The sequence below is a fragment of the Leucobacter tardus genome, assembly GCF_017583045.1.
GTDB classification, from domain to species: Bacteria; Actinomycetota; Actinomycetes; order Actinomycetales; family Microbacteriaceae; genus Leucobacter; species Leucobacter tardus.
The window spans coordinates 1,023,782-1,042,200 of sequence record NZ_JAGFBF010000005.1; the positions used below are offsets into that span (position 1 = coordinate 1,023,782).

At 63.3% G+C, this 18,419-nt stretch carries 15 protein-coding genes; 2 read left to right on the plus strand and 13 right to left on the minus strand.

The window, feature by feature from the left end; translation table 11 throughout:
• Positions 1-38: 38 nt before the first annotated feature.
• The 11 genes from J4H85_RS11825 to J4H85_RS11875 form a co-directional block, all read right to left on the minus strand.
• The gene (locus tag J4H85_RS11825) at positions 39-614 is read right to left on the minus strand and encodes a signal peptidase I (RefSeq protein WP_208239871.1); all 576 of its coding nucleotides are present in this window, start codon (positions 612-614) and stop codon (positions 39-41) included.
• 15 nt (positions 615-629) lie between these two features.
• Positions 630-1,322 carry a hypothetical protein gene (locus J4H85_RS11830; protein ID WP_208239873.1) on the minus strand — a complete coding sequence of 231 codons (693 nt, stop codon included), beginning with the start codon at positions 1,320-1,322 and terminating at the stop codon, positions 630-632.
• Between the two features lie 100 nt (positions 1,323-1,422).
• A complete protein-coding gene (locus tag J4H85_RS11835; RefSeq protein ID WP_208239875.1) occupies positions 1,423-2,844 on the minus strand; it encodes an RCC1 domain-containing protein in 1,422 nt (473 codons plus the stop codon).
• The gene (locus J4H85_RS11840) at positions 2,841-3,509 is read right to left on the minus strand and encodes a hypothetical protein (protein ID WP_208239877.1); all 669 of its coding nucleotides are present in this window, start codon (positions 3,507-3,509) and stop codon (positions 2,841-2,843) included. Before J4H85_RS11840 ends, J4H85_RS11835 begins: the two co-directional genes overlap by 4 nt.
• Positions 3,506-4,099 (minus strand): hypothetical protein, encoded by a 594-nt coding sequence (locus J4H85_RS11845; protein WP_208239879.1) that lies wholly within the window; start codon positions 4,097-4,099, stop codon positions 3,506-3,508. The genes J4H85_RS11840 and J4H85_RS11845 overlap by 4 nt, the downstream gene beginning before the upstream one ends.
• On the minus strand, positions 4,096-4,728 hold the full coding sequence (locus J4H85_RS11850) for a hypothetical protein (protein ID WP_208239881.1): 633 nt from the start codon (positions 4,726-4,728) through the stop codon (positions 4,096-4,098). Before J4H85_RS11850 ends, J4H85_RS11845 begins: the two co-directional genes overlap by 4 nt.
• Before the next feature lie 84 nt (positions 4,729-4,812).
• The gene (locus J4H85_RS11855; RefSeq protein ID WP_208239882.1) at positions 4,813-5,508 is read right to left on the minus strand and encodes a hypothetical protein; all 696 of its coding nucleotides are present in this window, start codon (positions 5,506-5,508) and stop codon (positions 4,813-4,815) included.
• A 310-nt stretch (positions 5,509-5,818) separates the two neighbouring features.
• Entirely contained in the window at positions 5,819-6,313 is a 495-nt protein-coding gene (locus J4H85_RS11860; protein ID WP_208239883.1) for a DUF4385 domain-containing protein, read from the minus strand.
• Positions 6,314-6,456: 143 nt separating this feature from the next.
• Positions 6,457-7,782, minus strand: coding sequence for a nucleotide disphospho-sugar-binding domain-containing protein (locus J4H85_RS11865; protein ID WP_208239884.1), 1,326 nt, complete (start codon positions 7,780-7,782; stop codon positions 6,457-6,459).
• Positions 7,779-10,031 (minus strand): glycosyltransferase, encoded by a 2,253-nt coding sequence (locus J4H85_RS11870; RefSeq protein WP_208239885.1) that lies wholly within the window; start codon positions 10,029-10,031, stop codon positions 7,779-7,781. The genes J4H85_RS11865 and J4H85_RS11870 overlap by 4 nt, the downstream gene beginning before the upstream one ends.
• 390 nt (positions 10,032-10,421) lie before the next feature.
• Positions 10,422-12,830, minus strand: a complete 2,409-nt coding sequence (locus tag J4H85_RS11875; RefSeq protein ID WP_208239886.1) for an HAD-IC family P-type ATPase — start codon at positions 12,828-12,830, stop codon at positions 10,422-10,424.
• 658 nt (positions 12,831-13,488) lie between these two features.
• Between J4H85_RS11875 and J4H85_RS11880 the strand changes: the two genes are divergently transcribed.
• Entirely contained in the window at positions 13,489-14,634 is a 1,146-nt protein-coding gene (locus tag J4H85_RS11880; protein WP_208239887.1) for a hypothetical protein, read from the plus strand.
• 138 nt (positions 14,635-14,772) lie between these two features.
• Positions 14,773-16,170: an ApeA N-terminal domain 1-containing protein gene (locus tag J4H85_RS11885; protein WP_208239889.1), complete on the plus strand. Its 1,398-nt coding sequence runs from the start codon at positions 14,773-14,775 to the stop codon at positions 16,168-16,170.
• A gap of 89 nt (positions 16,171-16,259) precedes the next feature.
• Here J4H85_RS11885 and J4H85_RS11890 read toward each other — a convergent pair whose 3' ends face one another.
• Positions 16,260-16,961: a thioredoxin domain-containing protein gene (locus J4H85_RS11890; RefSeq protein WP_208239890.1), complete on the minus strand. Its 702-nt coding sequence runs from the start codon at positions 16,959-16,961 to the stop codon at positions 16,260-16,262.
• Between the two features lie 177 nt (positions 16,962-17,138).
• On the minus strand, positions 17,139-18,410 hold the full coding sequence (locus J4H85_RS11895; RefSeq protein WP_208239892.1) for a hypothetical protein: 1,272 nt from the start codon (positions 18,408-18,410) through the stop codon (positions 17,139-17,141).
• Positions 18,411-18,419 lie beyond the last annotated feature (9 nt).

Sequence of the window (18,419 nt, forward strand, 5' to 3'; positions counted from 1 at the left end):
GGTTTTTGCCGGATGAGTCGAGCTTACGCGCCGTCGGGTCAGTGTTTGCGGTGTCTCGTCTGACTGTCGCGCGGCGGGATGAACCCGAAGATGGTGAACGCGATGATGAGTAGCACCATGCAGGTGATGCCGAGCGGGGTGCGGATCACCGCCGCCGCGGTGCCGAGCCCGGGCACGTGGAAGACGACTTCGCCGACGGTGCGGACGGGGTACGGGGCGGGATCGGCGTCGGTGTTCGCGTCGCCTTGCAGGGTGAGTTCGATGTTGCCGTTGTCGTCGGTGATGTCGGTGACGCGGTGGGTGACGAGGCCGCTCCCGATGACTCGGTCGACGGTGACGATGTCGCCGACGCGGACTTCGGAGGCGGGGATCTCGCGTGCGAAGGTCATGGAGCCGGTGGGGATGGTGGGGCTCATGGATCCGGAGATCACGATCGCGGGGCGTACTCCGGCGACGAGGCAGACGATGACGACGACGATGGTGATCGCGCCGAGAATCGCGGCTGTGGTGATGGTGATCGATCGGATGATCGCGCTGATCGGCCGGCGGCGGGGACGTTCTGGGGAGGTCTCCGCCGCCGTTTCGACCGTGCTGGCGTGTTCGGTGGTGCTCATGTGGTGGTGTGGCCGCTACTCTGCCCGCGATGCGGCGTCGAACACGATGCGGAGGAGCGAAGTGCCCCCGTTGAGCGACGCGGTGTCTTGCGCACCGGTGGCGGTTTTCTCGGCGTAGTGGAGTTCGAACTCGATGACCTTGGCGGAACCTTTCGCGCCCGGCACGTAGGCGTCTCCGTCTTGGTGCGCTCCCGCGTCGCCGCGCGGGGCGAGCGCGAACGTTCCCGGAGACTTCGCCAACTGCGACAAATACTGATCGGCGAAGAGCTCGGTGCCGCTGGTCAGGTCTCGCGCTGAGATCGTGAGGTAGTCGGAGATGTCTTTCGTCTGCTTCCCTCGGCTTTCGAGTGTGACCTGCATGTCGGCGAAGAGGGCTTCCGAGTCGTTGAACACGGGAACCTGCATCTTCAGCGTCTTGCCTGGCACGAATCCCGCGGCGCCTGAGACGGCCCAGTCGATGGCGTCCGGGTCGTCGAGCATAGAGACGACGCCCTCGGTGACGTTCTTGTCGACGATGGTGGGGTCGGTCACGAGGCCGACCTGGAAGCGGTTGCTTCCGCCGAGGGCGCCGTCGCTGCCGAGCCCGAGCCAGGCGGAGTCGCTGAGTGCGGCGGCGGTCAGTGTCGCGTTCATGAACAGCGCGAGCCCGGCGAGGGCGGCGATGGCGATGGCGAGGAGGGCCGGTCGCCCGGTTCTCGGTGCGGTCATCGGTGAGAATGCGGTGGCGTGCGCGGCTCCCGCGCGGTTCCGTGAGTGGGGCATCTGCCACTTCATGTTTCGGTTTCTCCTGTCGAGCGTGTCGTGCGTGCTAGCTGCCGAGGAACGACAGGTCGGACGGGGTCTTGCCCGGGAAGCGGATCTCGCGAACGGTCGTTTCTCCACCCTGCGGGCCGGTTCCGGCGGCGTTCAGTCCGACGGCGCCCTGCGGGTTGTATCCGCGCCCGTAGACGCCTTGGAGTCCACCTGCGGCGTCAACGCGCATCCAGAGGTTGAATCCCATGCCGGGTTGGACACTCGTGACGTTGTCGTCGATTTTCACCGGCACTGATCCGTTGCCCAAGCTGTAGTTCGAGGGTCCGTAGCCCCACAGCTCGTACCCTACGGCGTCTGGATCGTCGGGTTCGCGCAGGTAGGCGACGCCGTAGAAGTTCGGCGCCAGTACAGCAACATTGTCGGCGACGATCGCGGGGGTCGTCGGATCTGGGTGACCTGTCACAAGTTGGTTCTGCCCCCATGACAGGACTCGCCCGTCGGAGAGGAGCGCGACGCCGTATCCCCAGTCGAAACCACCGAAACCTACCTGTACGACGTAGGAATCGGGACTGTTCTCCCTGTTCCACGCTTGAAGCCCGTTGACCAACGTAGCGTCGGTCGAGCTATTCACGCTCTGGTTGCCCGGCAGCTCATTACGGTGGTTGCCGCCATGGGACCCCGCTGTCGTGCGCCCCCACACGTAGACGTTGCCGTTGTCGAGCACGGTGCCGACCATGTAGTAGCCGCCCATTACCGACATGGGCCGGCCTTTCTCTCCCGCGGGAAGCGGGGACGCCTGCGGCACATATCCATCGACGCCACCCTGCACTGGATTGCCCCAGCGCCAGATGCTGCCCTCGGTATCGACCGCGATCGCAGCGTTGCGCTCCGACGCTGCGAGCAACGTGATTCCATCGAGCGGGGTGCCATCCGCCTTCATCACCGCTTTCGGGTCGTAACCCCGGTAGGTGTACTGAGATTTCGAATCGGGATGCAGATAGCTGCCAGCACCCCAAGCCCAGACCTGTCCGGTATCTGCCGTGGCAGCGACGGCTGTACGACGGTCTGCGGCGATCATCGACAGCGCCGGATCCCCGGGGATCGGCACCTGGCGGGGGTACCCGTTCGCTCCGTTGAGGATCGTATCGGTCGCGGTGCCTCCGAGCGCGGCGCCCGCGTCGCCACCCGCCCCTACGCGCCCCCACGCCCATGCCTTGCCGTTCGCATCGAGAGACATCGCTGTGTCAACCGTCTTCGCCTGCAGTGTGGCGGGCCAGCGGTACGGCACGATGGCTGCTGTGGAGGGCGAGCGGGTACTCGCGGTGTCTTCGTATGCGGCAGCGGTCGCGGGGATGAAGACCGCCATCCCGCAGCACGCCGCAAGCATGGCGGAGACGAAGCGCCGCGTGCGCGTGCGGTGGGCTGCACCGGACTGAGGTACACGTCGTGCGGTCGTTCGAATTTGTGACTCACTCACCGTGACTCCTCCTCGGATGTTTCGTCGTGCGAGACTGGTCCCGCGCTAGTTACTGGTCGACGGCTGCGTCCCAGCATCGCGATGCCCATCGCGACGACGATGAGCGCCACGATGATGGCGATGCCGATGCCGACCGCGCCGGTCAGCGCGAGCGACTGGTCTGAGGGCTTTTTCTGCGCTGTGCTCTCGTCGGCTTGGGCGGTGTAGCTCAAGACGGCTGCGGTCGAGCGCCCGGCCCACTCGTTTCCGGCAGATCGATCCATGGTGACGGTGGCTTCGATGAGCGTGCTCGCGCCAGGCGCGACTTCCTCGACGAACACCGGCGCTTTCACCGCATCGGCGAGGGGCAGTGTTTCGCCCTGGCTCTCGCCGTCCACACTGAAGCTGATCGACAACGGGCCATCCGTTGACAGAATGGGATCATCCTGGTCGGAGAGCAGTTGCGCCTTCACGATTACGGGTGTGTCGTGCGTGTTCGTCACCGTGGAACGGAGCGGTTCGCTGCTCCCCGGCGCCGGCATGATGACCGTCTGAATCTGCGGGGTCGCGGTGATGAGCTCGGTGTCAGCCGCCGCGATCGTCGCTGGTGACAGCAACGCAGACGCCGTCAGGATGGTCCCGAGTGCGAGCACTGATGCTCGTCGGGTGGCATGTGGTTTCTTCACGGTGTGCTGACTCCCTCGAACCTGACACCGATCTGCGTCTCGGTGTTGTGGTAGTCGTGGCTGATATCGGGATCGAGAACCACATCGAGGCGAACCTTGTGCTCCGCCTCGGGCGCGACATCGTCGATCGCGAGCGCGAGGTCTTCGATGGCTTGAGCGGAGAGCTTCGTCGCGACGACACGATCATCGATGGTCATCGTGAACCGCAGTTGAGCGAAGAGATCGTTGGTGACGGGGTCCGGGTCATACAGCCGGACGCGTACCGCACCGGTGACGCTCTGCTTCCGGTTGACGAGCGTGGTCTCGTAGGTGAGCGGCTTGGCGATCCTGAACTTCTCCCCCGCGGGGGTGAATGCGATCTCGAGGGCAGATGCATCGTCTGGAGCATCGACGATTGCGGTGCCGTCACGGACACCGAGGTCGAATGTGCCGCCGATGCCGGCGTCGCCATTCACCGTAGTGCCCGTGCGGTCGGAGAAGCCCGCCTGCGTGGTCGCGAGACCCGCGATGAGGACCGTGCAGAGCAGGCCGACGAGCGACGCGAGCGCCGCAAGGCTTCCGAGGCCACGAGTCTGTGCGGTCCGGTTCATGTGTTCTCTCCTGCGAAAGCGAATTGCAGCTGGGTGCCGGCGCCCTGCCAGCGGTTGTCGACCTCGGCTGGCAGCGAGATGGTCACCGCGAGCGTCCGGTTCTCACCGGCGGCAACCGGGTCGGGCCACTGCCACGCCAAGTCGTTGAACTCGTCGGCCGAGACGCGGTCCGCCAGGACCGTCGTACCGTCGACCACCGTGAACCGCAGCTGGTCGAACAGTTCGAGGTAGCGCCCGGTGTCGGGATCTGTCGCGTCGCCGAGGGGGTTCGGGTCAAGGATCTTGAGCCCGATGCGTCCGGCGATGTCACGGGGACTCGCGTTGGCGACGGCGACCGTCGCCTCAAGTGAATGACCGGGGCCGAGCGCGACGCCTTCGCCGTTCTCGCCGATGGCGACTTCGTACGGATCGGGATTGCCCTGATGCCAGTCCGAGTCCTGCGGCTTCCAGTCGGGTTCGAGAGCGCCCGCGGTCACGATGTCGAAGCGGTTCTTCGAGCCATCGAGGACCCATCGCGTCTCGGCGGTATCGGTGAGCGCGGCCGCTGTGAGCACGACACCCGCGAGGGCGGTCACACCGACCGCCGCGAGCGTCGACCGTGCGACTGCTCGGTTCCTGAATCGAGGCACCTGTGGTCTCCCATTCGATGGGTTGCCGCCCGCATCGGGGAGGGTGCGGGCGGCAACCGGCTTGATAGCTGTCTCGAACTGCCGTTAGACGGAGGTGCCGACGAACTGCGCCTGCACGTACGCCGAGTTGCCCTGGTAGTTGTTGGGATCGTTGATGCCCGTGGTCGTCCAGGTGATCGAGACGGAGACGGTGCCGCCGGTACCGGCGTCGTACTCGCCGAGATCGAGGTTGTCGACTCCGGCCTGCGTCAGGTCGGCGTAGGTGGCCGTGGTGGTACCGGCCGCGTCCTTGACCTCGACGGTGTAGCGCAGCAGATCCGCCATCGACTTCGTCTCACCTGCAGGCACTGCGCTGGACGTGCCCTTCGGGGAGTCGGCGAGCGAGAAGACGAGGTCGCCTCCGAGCTTCTTCGAGTCGTTCTTGAACGGAATGCTCGTCGAGATCGTATCGCCGGGGGTCATCGTCTCGGCGTTCGGGATGCCGATGGTGACGCCGTCTGCGCCGGGCTTGTTCGCCTGCTGCCAGAACTTTCCGGTTTCGGCATCCGCGTACGAACTGGCGAGCGGCAGGTTGGTGGTCGCTGCGGTGTCGACGACCTGGATGTCGAAGGTGTTGTCACCGCCGCCGATCCCGTCTCCGCCGTTTCCGTTACCGAAGTTCAGGAAGGCGCTGTCGTTGAACGCAGCGGCCGTGATCAGAGCCGCAACGCCGAGCAGCGAGCCCGCCGCGATGGCGGTGCGCTTGCGATACGACTTCCGAGGGGTGTTCGTGCTCTCCACTAGGTGGTCCTTTCCACTGACGGACTGTTGTGACACAAACATGTGGTCGTGCCAGGTATCAACGTAGAAAGGAGATGGGGTCTCTGAGCAGAGGCGGGGGGAAGGATGGAGGACCAGATGGCGGATTTGAGCAGGCCACCCGGGGTCACTGAGTAGTCGCGGAAGCCGTCGCAAAGATCAGGGAGTGACGCGCAGTACGCGCGGTGCCCCGGTCACGCGAACGAGTCGTCACCACTCCACTCGGGGCCCACCTGAAGCGGCCTCCCCGGTCGCGTCACCCGAGCGCGATCACCGGTGACCACTCGCGGATTCAGCTCTCGTAGCGCTCCTGGTGCCGCTCGCGCTGCGCGATGTAGCGCTCGTCGGCGGCAGCCCGATCCCAGGTCGCCTTGAAGATGCGCGCGGACTCGGCTTTCACCGGATCCTCCGCGTCACGGGGTTTCTCGGCGCGACCGTGCGCACCGCTCTGCCCCTTCTTGTCGTCGGGCACCGGGCCGTCGTACTTCTTGCCCCCGCGATGGTTCGCATACCGCCGTGACCGCGTGTACCCCATCTGCAGAAACTTGCGCGCCATGTCAGCACCGACGAAGTCGTCGTTCTCGAGGTACTGCTCGAACAGGTTCCAGATCGCCTCGCTCGAGGTGCGGGCGAGCTCGGGGTTCGCGAACCGCCAGTGCGGCAGAATCTCCGACTTGTACGGCTCGACCTTCAGCACACCCTGTTCGCCTCGCCCGACACGGTAGAGGTCGGGCCGCTCGCGAAAATCGATCACGGAGAAGTCGAGCGAGTAGTCGAACTTCTTCATGGCGCACCCCCTTCGCGATCGGTTCAACCGGTTGCGGCGGCGAGCGCCCCGGCGGTGCGCCTCACTCTATCGTTCCCGAGCAGCCCCGAGACCTGCTCAGATCCAGCCGGAGTCACAGAGTTCGGTGAGCAGAGTGAACCGACTTACGATGTCAGCCGATAGAGGTCCACGCCCGATCGTTGGTCGCTCCGGAGAGCGTGCAGCAGTTCACGGCTCTCACGGGGCATATCGAGCGCCCTCGTAATGGCGCGAGCGAGCTCGGCGGGTGTGACCGTGTTCGGGGGCAACACGATACCCAGGTTCTTCTGCTCGAGCGCAGCCGCCCCCGCGAACTGATCAGTCGAGAACGGGAGCACCACGAGAGGTACGCCGAATGCGAGCGCCTCGGTCACGCTGTTGTTGCCACCATGACTCACTGCAGCAGCGGCATGCTGGAGGAGCGTCACCTGAGGCAGGAACTCCGCGACGAACCAGTCAGGCGGGAGGGTGCCGAGGTCGGATACCGGAGTCGACCCATGGGCGATCACCGCCCGCACACCGCTTGCTCGGAGGGCTTCCACCACCACTTTCAAGACGTCGCCGCGCGCCGAAAGGAAGCTCCCGAAACTGACGTAGACGAAAGGAGCGTCCGACGACTGTATCCAGTCGTCCACCGCTGCGCTTCCGGGGAGATCTCTGACCGAGGCTCCGACGAAGACGCTCTCGGGCACGAACTTCAGCCGATCAGCCGGCATCAGTTCTCTCGGGTAGTTGTACACGAGAGTTCGTCCGCGCTCCGAGAAAGCGTTCTCTGAGAGACGCGACTGAACGAGCGATGGGGAGCGAGTGATGCCGATGTCCGTGGAGAGCTCGACCACTGCACGGTTCCACTCCTCCGTGAAGTTCTCGCTGACTCGCGCGCAGAGGTCTGCGAGTTCCTCGAGCTCGTCCTCCCCCGGCACGAACGATGCCGGCCATGCCGTCGGGTAGCCGTACACCTCTCCGGCTTCCGCGAGCGGCAGCGCTGATGGATGACCCAGTACCGCGTCGATGTAGTCGATGCCGGCAGCGTGCAGTCCGACGCGTGCACTGAACGCGAGGTGATCGACGAGGATCTGATCGGGTTCGACCTGACGAACGATCTCGAGGACTCGTCTCGCCGAGCTGACGGGTTCGTACATCAGGTCATGCAGTCGCGCGCGAGCCTGGTACATCAGGGTCGCTATCATGCCGTCGCGCGTCGCCTGGAAGAACCCGTCGAGCAGATTGTCTTCGCCGGCGGGCTGTTCTTCCACGCGAATGGTCCCGGGGTTCGATCCTTTTCCGAGCGCCAGCTCGCGATGCTCGTACCCGAACTCTTCCACGATCGATGCCGTCGCGGAGCCGGTCGCGACCACGACCCGCTCGCCTCGTTCCTGCCACGATCTGCCCATCGCTCCGAGCGGGTACAGATGGGACGCGTAGTCGGGGCTGATGATGAGCAGGGTCATAGCGTTCTTTCGGTTGAGGCTGATCGAGGCGGGGTGCTGCGTTCGAGCTCCACGCAGTCGTCGCTCTGACGAGTGTGATGCACGCGCTCGTATATCGTCGAGAGCGCTTCGGCCATCGTATGGACTGAGAATCGCGCCCGCACCATCTGGCGGGCCTCATCGGCTTGCTCATCCGCCTGCGGTGACCCGGCGAGATCAAGGGCCTCCCCGATCGTTCGGGCGAGACTGAGCTGATCGGTGGTGTCACAGAGCAGTCCGGTACGACCGTGATCGAGATAGGTGCTGGGCCCCCCTCTGACCGGCGCCACGACGAACGCACCGACAGCGAGCGCCTCGATGATGGCCAGCCCGAACTCCTCTTTCACACTGGCACACACGTACACTCCTCCGGCCGCTGCGTAGCCGGCAAGACCGAATCGGACAGCCGCGACCCACTCCGCGACGACGCCGTTCGGTCGATGCCCGGACAGGAGCAGCCCTGCGCGCGCTTGGAGTGGACGCGGAATCTCGAGGTCGATCTGCTGCAGCTCTGCTGCTTCCTCCCTCGATGGGTTCTCGAGGTTCCCTCCCACGACGAGCAGGTTGCATCGGTGACGCAGTTCGGATTGCGCCCAGGATCGCACCAGCGTCGACATCCCTTTCACGCGATGCATGCGCCCCACGGTCACGATGAGCGGGAGTCCGCGCCGTTCTTCGGGGAGCCGGCCAAGCACACCTCGCAACGCTTCGATCGGCTCATCTGCGTCCGCTGCGCCGTGACTCGCCGGTTCCACCGCGGCCGGGTCGGTGGACAATCCGGTGTCGTCTTCCGAGACTTCGCCGGGACGATGTCGGGAGCGATCACCTGCGCGATCACTCGCGGCGAGGTCGATGCCTTCCGCGACAACGGAGAACTGTTCCGGATCCTCATCGATATCGATGCCGAGGAGTCGGCGGGCATCACCTGAGACATCCGCTCTCGGCAACAGCACGGTGTGCGCAGCGTCTCGAGCGATCTGACGCACCAACTGCCCCCGCGTCCAGAGCCGCTCCTGCACGTCCCGACTCCCGAAACTCACGCGCGTGATCTCGCCGGAATGTTCCATCGCTTCGATGATCGCGTGAGGATCGGGGGCGGCCGTGAAGACGACGGGCAGCTGCAAGAGAGCGGCGAGATCCCACGCGGCAAGCGTGCCGACGTCGGCCATCCGGAGGTGCATGACGTCGACGCCTCCGGCTTGCCGCAGACTGCGCAGGATGCCGCGTCTCAGGAACGCATACTCTGACCAGGGATCCCCGCTCTGGGGGCGCTGAGGAAGCCCAGCCTCCCTCGGCGAGTCGGTTTCGCAGGCGATGTGGGCGAAGCGATGGCGGGGGTTCCGCGAAGACCGGTGAGACGGGGTCTCCTGCACGCGTCCGTTCGCTTCGCCACCTCGGGAGATGGTGAGCACATGCGCGGACCCCTGTGCTGCTGTCGTGCACAACGCATCTCCGAGCCCGACGAGCAGGGTCGCGATCCCCCCGGTCGAGCCACTGCCCGAGTTCCGCAGGTCCGGGTCGATCTCGCCTTGCATGAACGATTGAGCGATGGTCAGCGCGTGCCGCGCCGCACGGCTCCTCACCGACATGAGCCATGCGAGATCCTCACGATGAGCGAGCGCTTCCCGAGCGCCGTGACGTACGTCATCGTGCAGAGATGCATCATCAGCGAGATCGCTCAATGCCGTGCCGGCTCGGTGGTCTCGCATGAATCCGAGCGTCTCGATGCACCCTTGCGCCCTCAATGGGTCGGGGGATGTCAGCACCGCATCCGTCAGGAGCGATACGAGTTCCGGAAGATGCTCGCGGGGCGAGCGATTCCCCCACGATTCCAATGTCCGCTGAGCGTGCATCCCCCTGATGCCGCCCTCACCCGCGCAGTCCAACAGCCAGGGCACGATCGTCGGCATCGGAGCACTGGCACGCATTGCGGCGACCACGTGGTCGCGCACGAACGTGCGGTCGTCGCTGCGGAGTTGCTCTAACGCCCGCCGGCTTCCCTCGGTGCCGTCTCCACCGTTGACTCGAGCGAGCGCGTAGATGGCGGCGATGACCGTCACGTGGTCCGGGTCGGAGAGCGCGGCGACCAACTGCTGAACGCCTCCGTCGCTCTCATCATTCTCCACGGCGCTCGCGGTTCGTGCGAGCTCATCCGCGAGCGGAAACACCTCGAGGATACGTGGTGCATTGCGCACGGCGGAGAGACTCCGCAGCATCTGAACTTCGCTCATTCCTCTGCCTGCTCGCTTCCCTCAGCTATTTCCTGGCGCGAGGCGTCGCTGCGGCCGGCGTTCGTCGGTGAAGCGATCGGCGGGCGCACGAAGTCGTCTGCGATTCCCCGTGGGACCGTGAGGCTCGCGCAGATCTTCTCGGGTGTTCTGACCCACGAAGACAACGACATCTCGTTGCGCCACGAAACCGATCACGCGTCGATCTTAATTTACCCGAGTGGATATTTTGGATGGGTTGACTTTATCTCGTGAATACCCTTGCGCACGGGCACGTTCGAGACCCACATTCCGCTGTCTGAGGCGTCAATCGGTCGGTTCCGTTGATCGGTCGCGGGCTCATCGTCTGTCCGTGATCGCGATCTCGAACGCCGACGTCTTTCGTAGTCTGCATTACCCCCGCTTCAGCATGAAACGCCGCGTGATCCTTCGAGCGATCACCCGCACGCCGATTCCTCCCAGCCCGAACCCGAGCGCGATGGTGACCGCACGCCAGTCCCGGAGGTCGACATCGAACAGTGAGCTGCCGAGCGGCGTCAGGATCACCACCAGCATGCCCCCGATCATGCAGGCCACCAGCAGCGACTTCCACCACCTGAATGGGCGGGCGACCATCACGAGCACGAAGAACGCCACCGTGATCAGCGCCAGGAACGCGGTCGACGAGTTCATGACACGAGTGGCTTCCTCGACTCCGAACACCGCGCGCGCAGTGAGGTACGCACCGAACGAGGCGAACGCTGCTCCGATCCCTCCTGGAATCGCCTCGCTCAGCACTCGGCGCACGAACCCGTCTTGGGCACGAGCGGTGTTCGGAGCCAGTGCGAGGAAGAACGCGGGGATCCCGATTGTGAACCACGCGATCAGTGTGATGTGGCGCGGAAGGAATGGATACGGCACGGCGACAATGACGGCGAACAGTGCGAGGAGCGCCGAGTACAGGGTTTTGGTGAGAAAGAGCGTCGCGACGCGTTCGATGTTGCCGATCACACGCCGCCCTTCGGCCACGATGTGCGGCAGGGTCGCGAACGAGTTGTCGAGCAGCACGATGCGCGACACCGCTCGAGCTGCGGGGGATCCAGACCCCATCGCCACGCCGACGTCGGCGTCTTTCAATGCGAGAACGTCATTGACCCCGTCCCCGGTCATCGCGACCACACGCCCGTCGCCCTGCAGCGCGTGCACCATCGCGCGTTTCTGCGTGGGCGACACGCGCCCGAAGGCGGTGTGATCGGTCACCGCCGCCGCGAACTCCGGTGTGTCTTCCTGCAGCGTGCGCGCATCGACCGCGGTGCGCCCCTCGGGAACTCCTGCCTGTTCGGCAATGGCGCCAACCGCCGCCGCGTTATCCCCGGAGATGACCTTGACACTCACCTGCTGTTGGGCGAAATACTCGAGGGTGCCCGGAGCCTCCGGCCGAAGGCGCTGGTCGAGCACGACAATCGCCTCGGGCACGAGCGACTCCGGAAGAACCGCGCCAGAGAGGGGGGCGTCCGTCGAGGCAACGGCGAGCACGCGAAGCCCCGTCTCGGAGAGGGCATCGACAGGGATGCGAGCGTTTGGAGCATCCGCGAACACCACATCGGGTGCGCCGAGTACCCATGTTCCGCGCCCCTCGGGCGCACCCTCACGAGTGACGGCCGCCCATTTGCGGGCCGACGAGAAGGCGATCTGGTCAGCGGTCGTGAGCGTCTGCGCATCGGCAACGTGTTCGAGAATCGCGCGCATGCTGCTGTTCGGTTTGCCTTCGACGCGGCCGATCGTCGCCAGCACCTCTGCGATTTCTGCGGCGTGCGCTTCGCTCAGGTCGGCACCGTCGACGGCTTCGATCCGGGAGACCCGCATGCCGTCTTCGGTGAGCGTGCCGGTCTTGTCCGTGCACACGGTGTCGACGCGCGCAAGCTGCTCGATCGCCGGGAGGTCCTGCACGAGGCAGTGATGCCGCCCGAGGCGCACTACTCCGACGGCCATCGCGATGCTGGTCATCAGCACGAGCCCCTCGGGCACCAACGGCACCAGGGCAGCGACGAGCCCACGGACGGCGTCTCGCCACTCCTCTCCCCCGGCGAACTGATTCCAGATGGTGAGGGCGCCGACCGGAATCAGCACCCAGGTCACGTACTTCAGTATCTTGTCGATGCCGGCTCGCAGTTGCGACGCCGGTTTGCGGAAGGCGCTCGCTTCTTGCGCGATGCGCTGGGCGTAGGCGTTCGCACCGACAGCGGTCGCACGAAAGCGGCCGGACCCCGCGGTCACGATGCTGCCCGACATCACGAGTGAACCGCGTTGCGCGAGTACCGGATCAGATTCGCCGGTGAGCAACGACTCATCGATCTCCAGGCCGATCTGGTCGATCACCTCACCGTCGACAGGGATCTGATCGCCCGCAGCGATGCAGACGAGATCGTCGAGCACCACATCCTCGGGCTCCACCTGCTGTCGGCCCTCCTCTCGATCAACGGTGATGAGAATGCGGCCGAGTAACGCCAATCGGTCGAGCGTCCGCTTCGCTCGGATCTCCTGCACCATCCCGATGCCACTGTTCGCGATGATCAACAGACCGAAGAGCCCGTCGAGGTAGTGGCCGGTGCTCATCACGAGCACGAACAGCACCGCATAGATGAGGTTCACCCGAGTGAAGACGTTCGCGACGAAGATGTCTGCGAAGGTTCTGCTGGTCTTGCTCTCGATGCCGTTGTGCTCGCCACGCTCCACCCGTTCCGCCACCTCTGCGGCAGTGAGCGGCATGACACTGGAGAGGGGCGTGCCGTGAGACGCGTGCTGCGAGGCAGGGTCATGCATGCTTACAGCCTGCCAGTCGCGCCTGAGACGATGACTTTCAGTCGGGCTGAGAGGATTTGAACCGGCGACCCCTTGACCCCCAGGTAGACGGTTCAGCCCAGATCCTTGATTTTCCGGGCACCTCTGCACCTCAAACAGCCCCATTTCACGTCATGGATTGCATGGTTTGCATGCATCAGGTCCCGGCCAGGTCCCGGCTCTTGGTAGATCCCCACACCTTCGTCGGGGTTTACGTGGGGTTTATGTAAGGGTCGCGCGCGGGCTCCGTTCCGATCAGGTACGCGGCGAGAGTCGTACTCTCCACAGGAGGCCCCCGCCTGCGGTGCACCCTCCCGACGGCCGCGTCCACCTCCACGGGCTCTTCGTAAAAGACTTGTTGCTTCGAGTAGGCGAGCCCGCTCCGAGATGGGATCCCTCACTTAGCCGCCAGATCGGTGACGTGCCTGTCGAAACTCTCTTTCCTTCCGGGGCGACAGTGGCACCGAAGGCTGAACCGCGCACACCGCCCTTCTGTCAGACCCACGCCTATCGAGGTGTGGATCCTGCGTGTCGGCTATTCGATGTCGGACGCTGGTGGTCAAATTGAGTTGTGACCCTGTAGACCGCGCTTCATGGCGACACCCGATCCAGGGGTCGCTATGAAGCATGGAGGTTTCGGATGAGTTCGACGAAGATCGTCATTGTTCCAGATGACGATGGAAACGAGCTGCCGCCGAGAAGTATCGTGAATGATCCGGCGGTCCTTGCCAGTAGCGCGCAGTCGATCTTGGACGCATACACGGCCGTCATGCCGAAGGTCGATGTCTCCGCGCTCATTCCGGCATTGGACTTCGCGTCAGTGATGCCGCAGATCGACGCGAATGTGCTGGCCTCGATCGCCAATGCGCAAAGCGTGCTACCGAAGATCGATGCCCTGGTGCCTGCGCTCAACATCACCAGCGCACTCTCCGAGCTCAGCCTCCAAGCGATCATGCCGAAGACGGCGATCTCCGAGATCTTGGCTGCCCAGCAGTCACTGCTTGCGAGCGTGCCCGACTATTCGCACGTTCTCGGTGGGATCACGAAGGACTGGTTTGCTGCGATTCAACCGCAAGTCGACTTGACGTCGATGATGCGGCCGATTACAGAGATGCTGCGGTCAATCGATTGGGACGCGGTCAGTCGACGGCAGCAAGTTCCGGATAACTGGCCGGATGACATAGATGAAAAGCTTCCTACGCTCATGGAACTAGTCAACCAAGACGGTATCCCTGCGGCCTGGCTGCCGCGTGCCGATGTACTCAACGCACTACTCGCCGCTTCGCCCGGGGATGAGCGCTCCGAGCTGCTGGTTCTCCGCCGCGCGGAAATCCTCGAGGACTGCTCCTATTGGGTCGACGACCTCAGCGATCCAGTATTGGAGCCTGTGCTTCCGATTGCTCGTGAGGCGCTCGAGGCCTGCCGCAAGGGCCTCTGGAAGGTCGGGGCTATCTCAGCCGTTCAAGTTACCCACAGCATCGTAGAGTCCTTGCGATGGGTCAGTGACCGGCAGCGGGTTGCGAAACACCATCTTCTAAAGATGGATACGCCATACCCGATGCTGCTTGAGCAAGCGACTCGTGCTCCTCTCGTGCTCTTCTACGATGACTGGAACCCGCAGTCCGGCAAGCCCCGCCCTTCTCACCTGACCCGGCATGTCGTCTCACACCGACTCGGCGAGGACCAGGTCAACGAACGCAACTGCGTCGTCGCCGTCATGCTTATGGCCTCGCTCCTTGTGACCGTGTACCAGCTCGATCTTGGGCAGCGGGAGAAAGCCGCATGACCGCCACAGGGAATGCGAAATCTCGCTTGAGGAACTGCAGCTGGGCTGTCGCCGAAGTACGACTGGAGGGGATGGAGCCGTGATACGCCCCAAGCAGAGCTACGCCCCGAAGGTTACCCGCACAAGAGGAGGATTCTCGTGGCTGACGATCCGCTAGATACACAGGCCACGCATCTCGGCATGATCTTTGGAGGTGGCGGTGGATCAGAAGCTGCACCCGCCACGCTCACTTTTGATGGCCAGGGCGCACGCCTCACGGTGCCGTACCTGCATTTCGGTGCTGACGAACGTTTCGATGTAATCCGCGGATGGTTCGTCCATCAGATGACACCAACATGCCTCGTCTTTGTGACAGCAGGACACCAGTTCACACTCTTTGGGATCCGCTGGGCAGGCTATCGGGAGAACGGGAACGTCAGCCTGGGAACCCTATCCGCTCATCATCTCGTCGGCGGGGACCAGTCGGCATACGCACAGGACGGCCTCGCCGTGACGGGTCTCCAATCACATATGGACGCGCTCCAGCACTGGACAGCGTTCACCGCAGCAACATATGAGAGCATCGCCGACGAACATGGCTTTGTAGAGCGGCTTGAGGCCGTGGTAGAAACCACGGAAGACGTCACCTGGACGCAGGGTGATGCCGCGATGCGCCTCACCTCAACATGGCAAACCGACAACAGCCAGCCGGGGTTCCATGTGAACGAATGGGCCGTCCTGCAAAGCACCTTCGCTTCGCCAAGGCCTGTCGATGACCACATGCACGAGCATGAAAAGATCCGCAGACTGCTCGTGATCCTTTACGGCGCGAACATCCCATTTCGACGCCATGAGATCCAAGACGAGAGGTACTACCCACGCACCGGCGATGGGCACGTCTACTCTCGGTCAGGCCGATCGCTATACTCATCACGCACTTTCCGGGAACGCTCGCGACCGCCGGTGGAGAAAGTGACCTTCCAGAAGTGCGTCGGTCGTCTCGCATCGATTGGCAGCGAAGGGCTCGGCCGCTGGGGCTCAGAATTCGAAACCTGGAAGCGCGTGATCCATCCAGCAGCCGCGATCTTTGGCCGCGAGCGAGCGATGCTCGAAGATCGGGTAATCAGCCTCTCAATGTGCCTGGAAGCGGCGGGCCAGATCCTCGGTCAGAAAGACGGTGAAGAAGCAACGTACAAAACGGGTCGACGTCCTGAAACCATGGCCACTTATGTATACCGCTGCCTGTCTTCGCTGGATGTCGGCTGGAGTGACGTTGCCGAATCAAACGTCGGCATTGCACGCGCCGTCGCCAACAACTACCGACAGATTAAACACTACGACGCAAGTGACGACTTCCCCGCTGGAGAGGAGACGTTTCTGGTCAGCCAGGTCGCCGCAGCCACCGTTCGTCTTCTAGTCGCGAACATCGTGGTCCCACGCGGCGATCTTGCGCAGAATTGGCAATCTGTCGTTGGCGATGCACTCCAGTGGTTCAAGTCACACGAACTACGAATCGACGCTTCAGGAGCGTTTGTCCCAACGTGGCCGAGCAAATAGCTCCACACGGAATCAGACTTCCCAACCCGATTATCTCCGAGGTTCTCAGCTGCTCCGCTACATGATCCAGAAAATGCCAAATCTTGAGTTCAGACGGCGTCCCAAGCTGTGAACAGAATCGGCTCCACTGCTTTCTGAGGCAGTCCGGCATCCTTTAGAAGCTCAGCAGTTAGGGTTCCGACCAGCAGCGTAATCATGTGATGCGTGTTGAGGTCGCCGTGCTGCACTGGCGGCTCATCGCGGCCGACGCGATCGGCCTCTGTTTTTGGGGCGTAAGCAACGGCTAGATGACCCGTCGCATGCGTGTACTGCGTTTCCTCGCGCCAGGCCGTATACAAACCCAGAGTGATGGGTGCGGCCTTCGCTGCGTCTGTCACGGCTTTCACCTGCTGCTTGAGTTCTTTGTCAGCCATCATTTCTGCCACGACGTTCTCCATAGCACTGAGGTCAATATCGTGGTCGAAACCCATTTCCTTTAAGGTGTCAAAGAAACCCGTCGTGAGGTTCTTTTCTCTCGCCACGAACGTTTCGAGCACCGGGCCGCGCGCCTCCACGTCGAGCGTTCGAAGCCAGAGAAGCCGGAACGCGATCTCTACGAACGCGCGTCGATTCGGGGCTGCAGCATGGCCCAGCCCCTGCGCTGCCAGCGACGCGATCACTCGGGACTGGTCGTAGGCCGCCCGCATCCATCCAATGATGAACTGAGAATCGTACGCGGCCGGCATGTAGGACAAATCAAGGGCAAGCATTCGATCAGCCGTCGCGATGATACGCGCCGGCTGTTCCGCCAAGGGCATCAGCCGCGCGGCCCGCCGCGCTGCCTTTGATCGTCGTCCACTCATAATCCATACGGTAGGCGTTGGGCTACCATCGGCTCCAAAATTGGGAGCCTAGCCGTGCCAAGTTGGCCAGCCAGGACCTAGCCACTCCGCCGAGCGCCAGCCAGCGAAGACCGACGCTTTGCAATATCATGTTCTCAAATCGTGGCCCCGAAGATATCGCTTCCCCGCAACGATGTACGCATGTATCTGCTGCGGAGACGTAGTAATAGAGCCCTCTCCACGGCGACGGACAATGCTGAAAAATGCGCCCTCAGTCTTGCCTTCGACTATCGCGCCGTGTACGAGGTATGGTTGCATCTCGCTGGGTTGCTTAGGGACAAAGATTGCGAGCACGCTGTCGGTGTCAGTTACCGGGAACTTCTCGATCACCAGACCGTCTACTGGTGGCATGATCCTTGCGTCCAACAGATTTTGAATCTGCGGAATGTTGAAAACAGCATCCACAACGGGCGTAAGACTCCCGATCATATTTCCGCCGCCAGACGCCTCCCGGTAACCGATGATGAGGATCGCGTCGACATCTCCGTTAGCAAATCGCGCAACGTCTTGCGCGAGCTCCACCTTGGCCTGTTTGCCGGTGTCGCCGGGGGCGGAGATCGGATGCATCTGGGTCTTGACTTCGAGATAGTGAGACTCCTCCTCCCCGATGAGCACCTTGAAGTGCCCACCGCGTAGGAGGTTTAGCACGTCGGTAGCGTCGGGCGGTCCGTCCTGTGTTGCCTTTACGAAGTCTGCGATCGCGGCGGCACCTTCCATGAGGGTCGCCATAGTGTTGGCAGGGTCGGTAGCTAGATAGATGACTACGTCGTGCGCGGTCACGGCTAGGGTCTCGATGGTTTCCTTGCGGAAGCGCTCGACCCATTCGTCATCTCCGTCCCACAGAGCGAGCCTGTCCTCTGGCTTGTCACCGCCAGGCAGCAGGAACTCCACCTCCGTGATGTGGCAATCGTAGGCGGCGGCGATACCCTCCAGCCCGGCCGCGATCTGCTGTGGAGACTTCTCTGGCTGGGTCGGGTAACGCTGCTTGATCACTGCAACGATGGATTCATCTTTGATGTCGACGTCGTATCGCTTCTCAATGTCGTAGATGTCTTCGTCGATGGGAGGGCTTGTCCGGTCCACGATGAGCTGCGTGCCGTAGCCGTTGTCGTTGATGGCTCTACCAAGAGAGCCGACATTGGCCAGCCGAAGCTGGGACTCGGCTGCGACCAGCGGCCCATGTTTAATGCGCTCGATGGTCCAAGTTCCCTTGTCGATGCCAAAGCTTCGTGACCGGTCCATGATCTCGTCGGTGACCTCGAACGGGAGCAATCGCATCTCATTGCCTTCTGCGTCGTAGGCGATGACATACACATCGACGCCTGCATTCTGTGGTGCGGATTCTTTTGGGTTAACCATGAGTGTCAG

Excerpts from the sequence above, each read along its gene's own strand:
- J4H85_RS11845 (WP_208239879.1), bottom strand. The coding sequence starts at position 4,099 with ATGAACCGGACCGCACAGACTCGTGGCCTCGGAAGCCTTGCGGCGCTC.
- J4H85_RS11870 (WP_208239885.1), bottom strand. The coding sequence starts at position 10,031 with ATGAGCGAAGTTCAGATGCTGCGGAGTCTCTCCGCCGTGCGCAATGCA.
- J4H85_RS11865 (WP_208239884.1), bottom strand. The coding sequence starts at position 7,782 with ATGACCCTGCTCATCATCAGCCCCGACTACGCGTCCCATCTGTACCCG.
- J4H85_RS11830 (WP_208239873.1), bottom strand. The coding sequence starts at position 1,322 with ATGACCGCACCGAGAACCGGGCGACCGGCCCTCCTCGCCATCGCCATC.
- J4H85_RS11860 (WP_208239883.1), bottom strand. The coding sequence starts at position 6,313 with ATGAAGAAGTTCGACTACTCGCTCGACTTCTCCGTGATCGATTTTCGC.
- J4H85_RS11895 (WP_208239892.1), bottom strand. The coding sequence starts at position 18,410 with ATGGTTAACCCAAAAGAATCCGCACCACAGAATGCAGGCGTCGATGTG.
- J4H85_RS11875 (WP_208239886.1), bottom strand. The coding sequence starts at position 12,830 with ATGCATGACCCTGCCTCGCAGCACGCGTCTCACGGCACGCCCCTCTCC.
- J4H85_RS11880 (WP_208239887.1), top strand. The coding sequence starts at position 13,489 with ATGAGTTCGACGAAGATCGTCATTGTTCCAGATGACGATGGAAACGAG.
- J4H85_RS11825 (WP_208239871.1), bottom strand. The coding sequence starts at position 614 with ATGAGCACCACCGAACACGCCAGCACGGTCGAAACGGCGGCGGAGACC.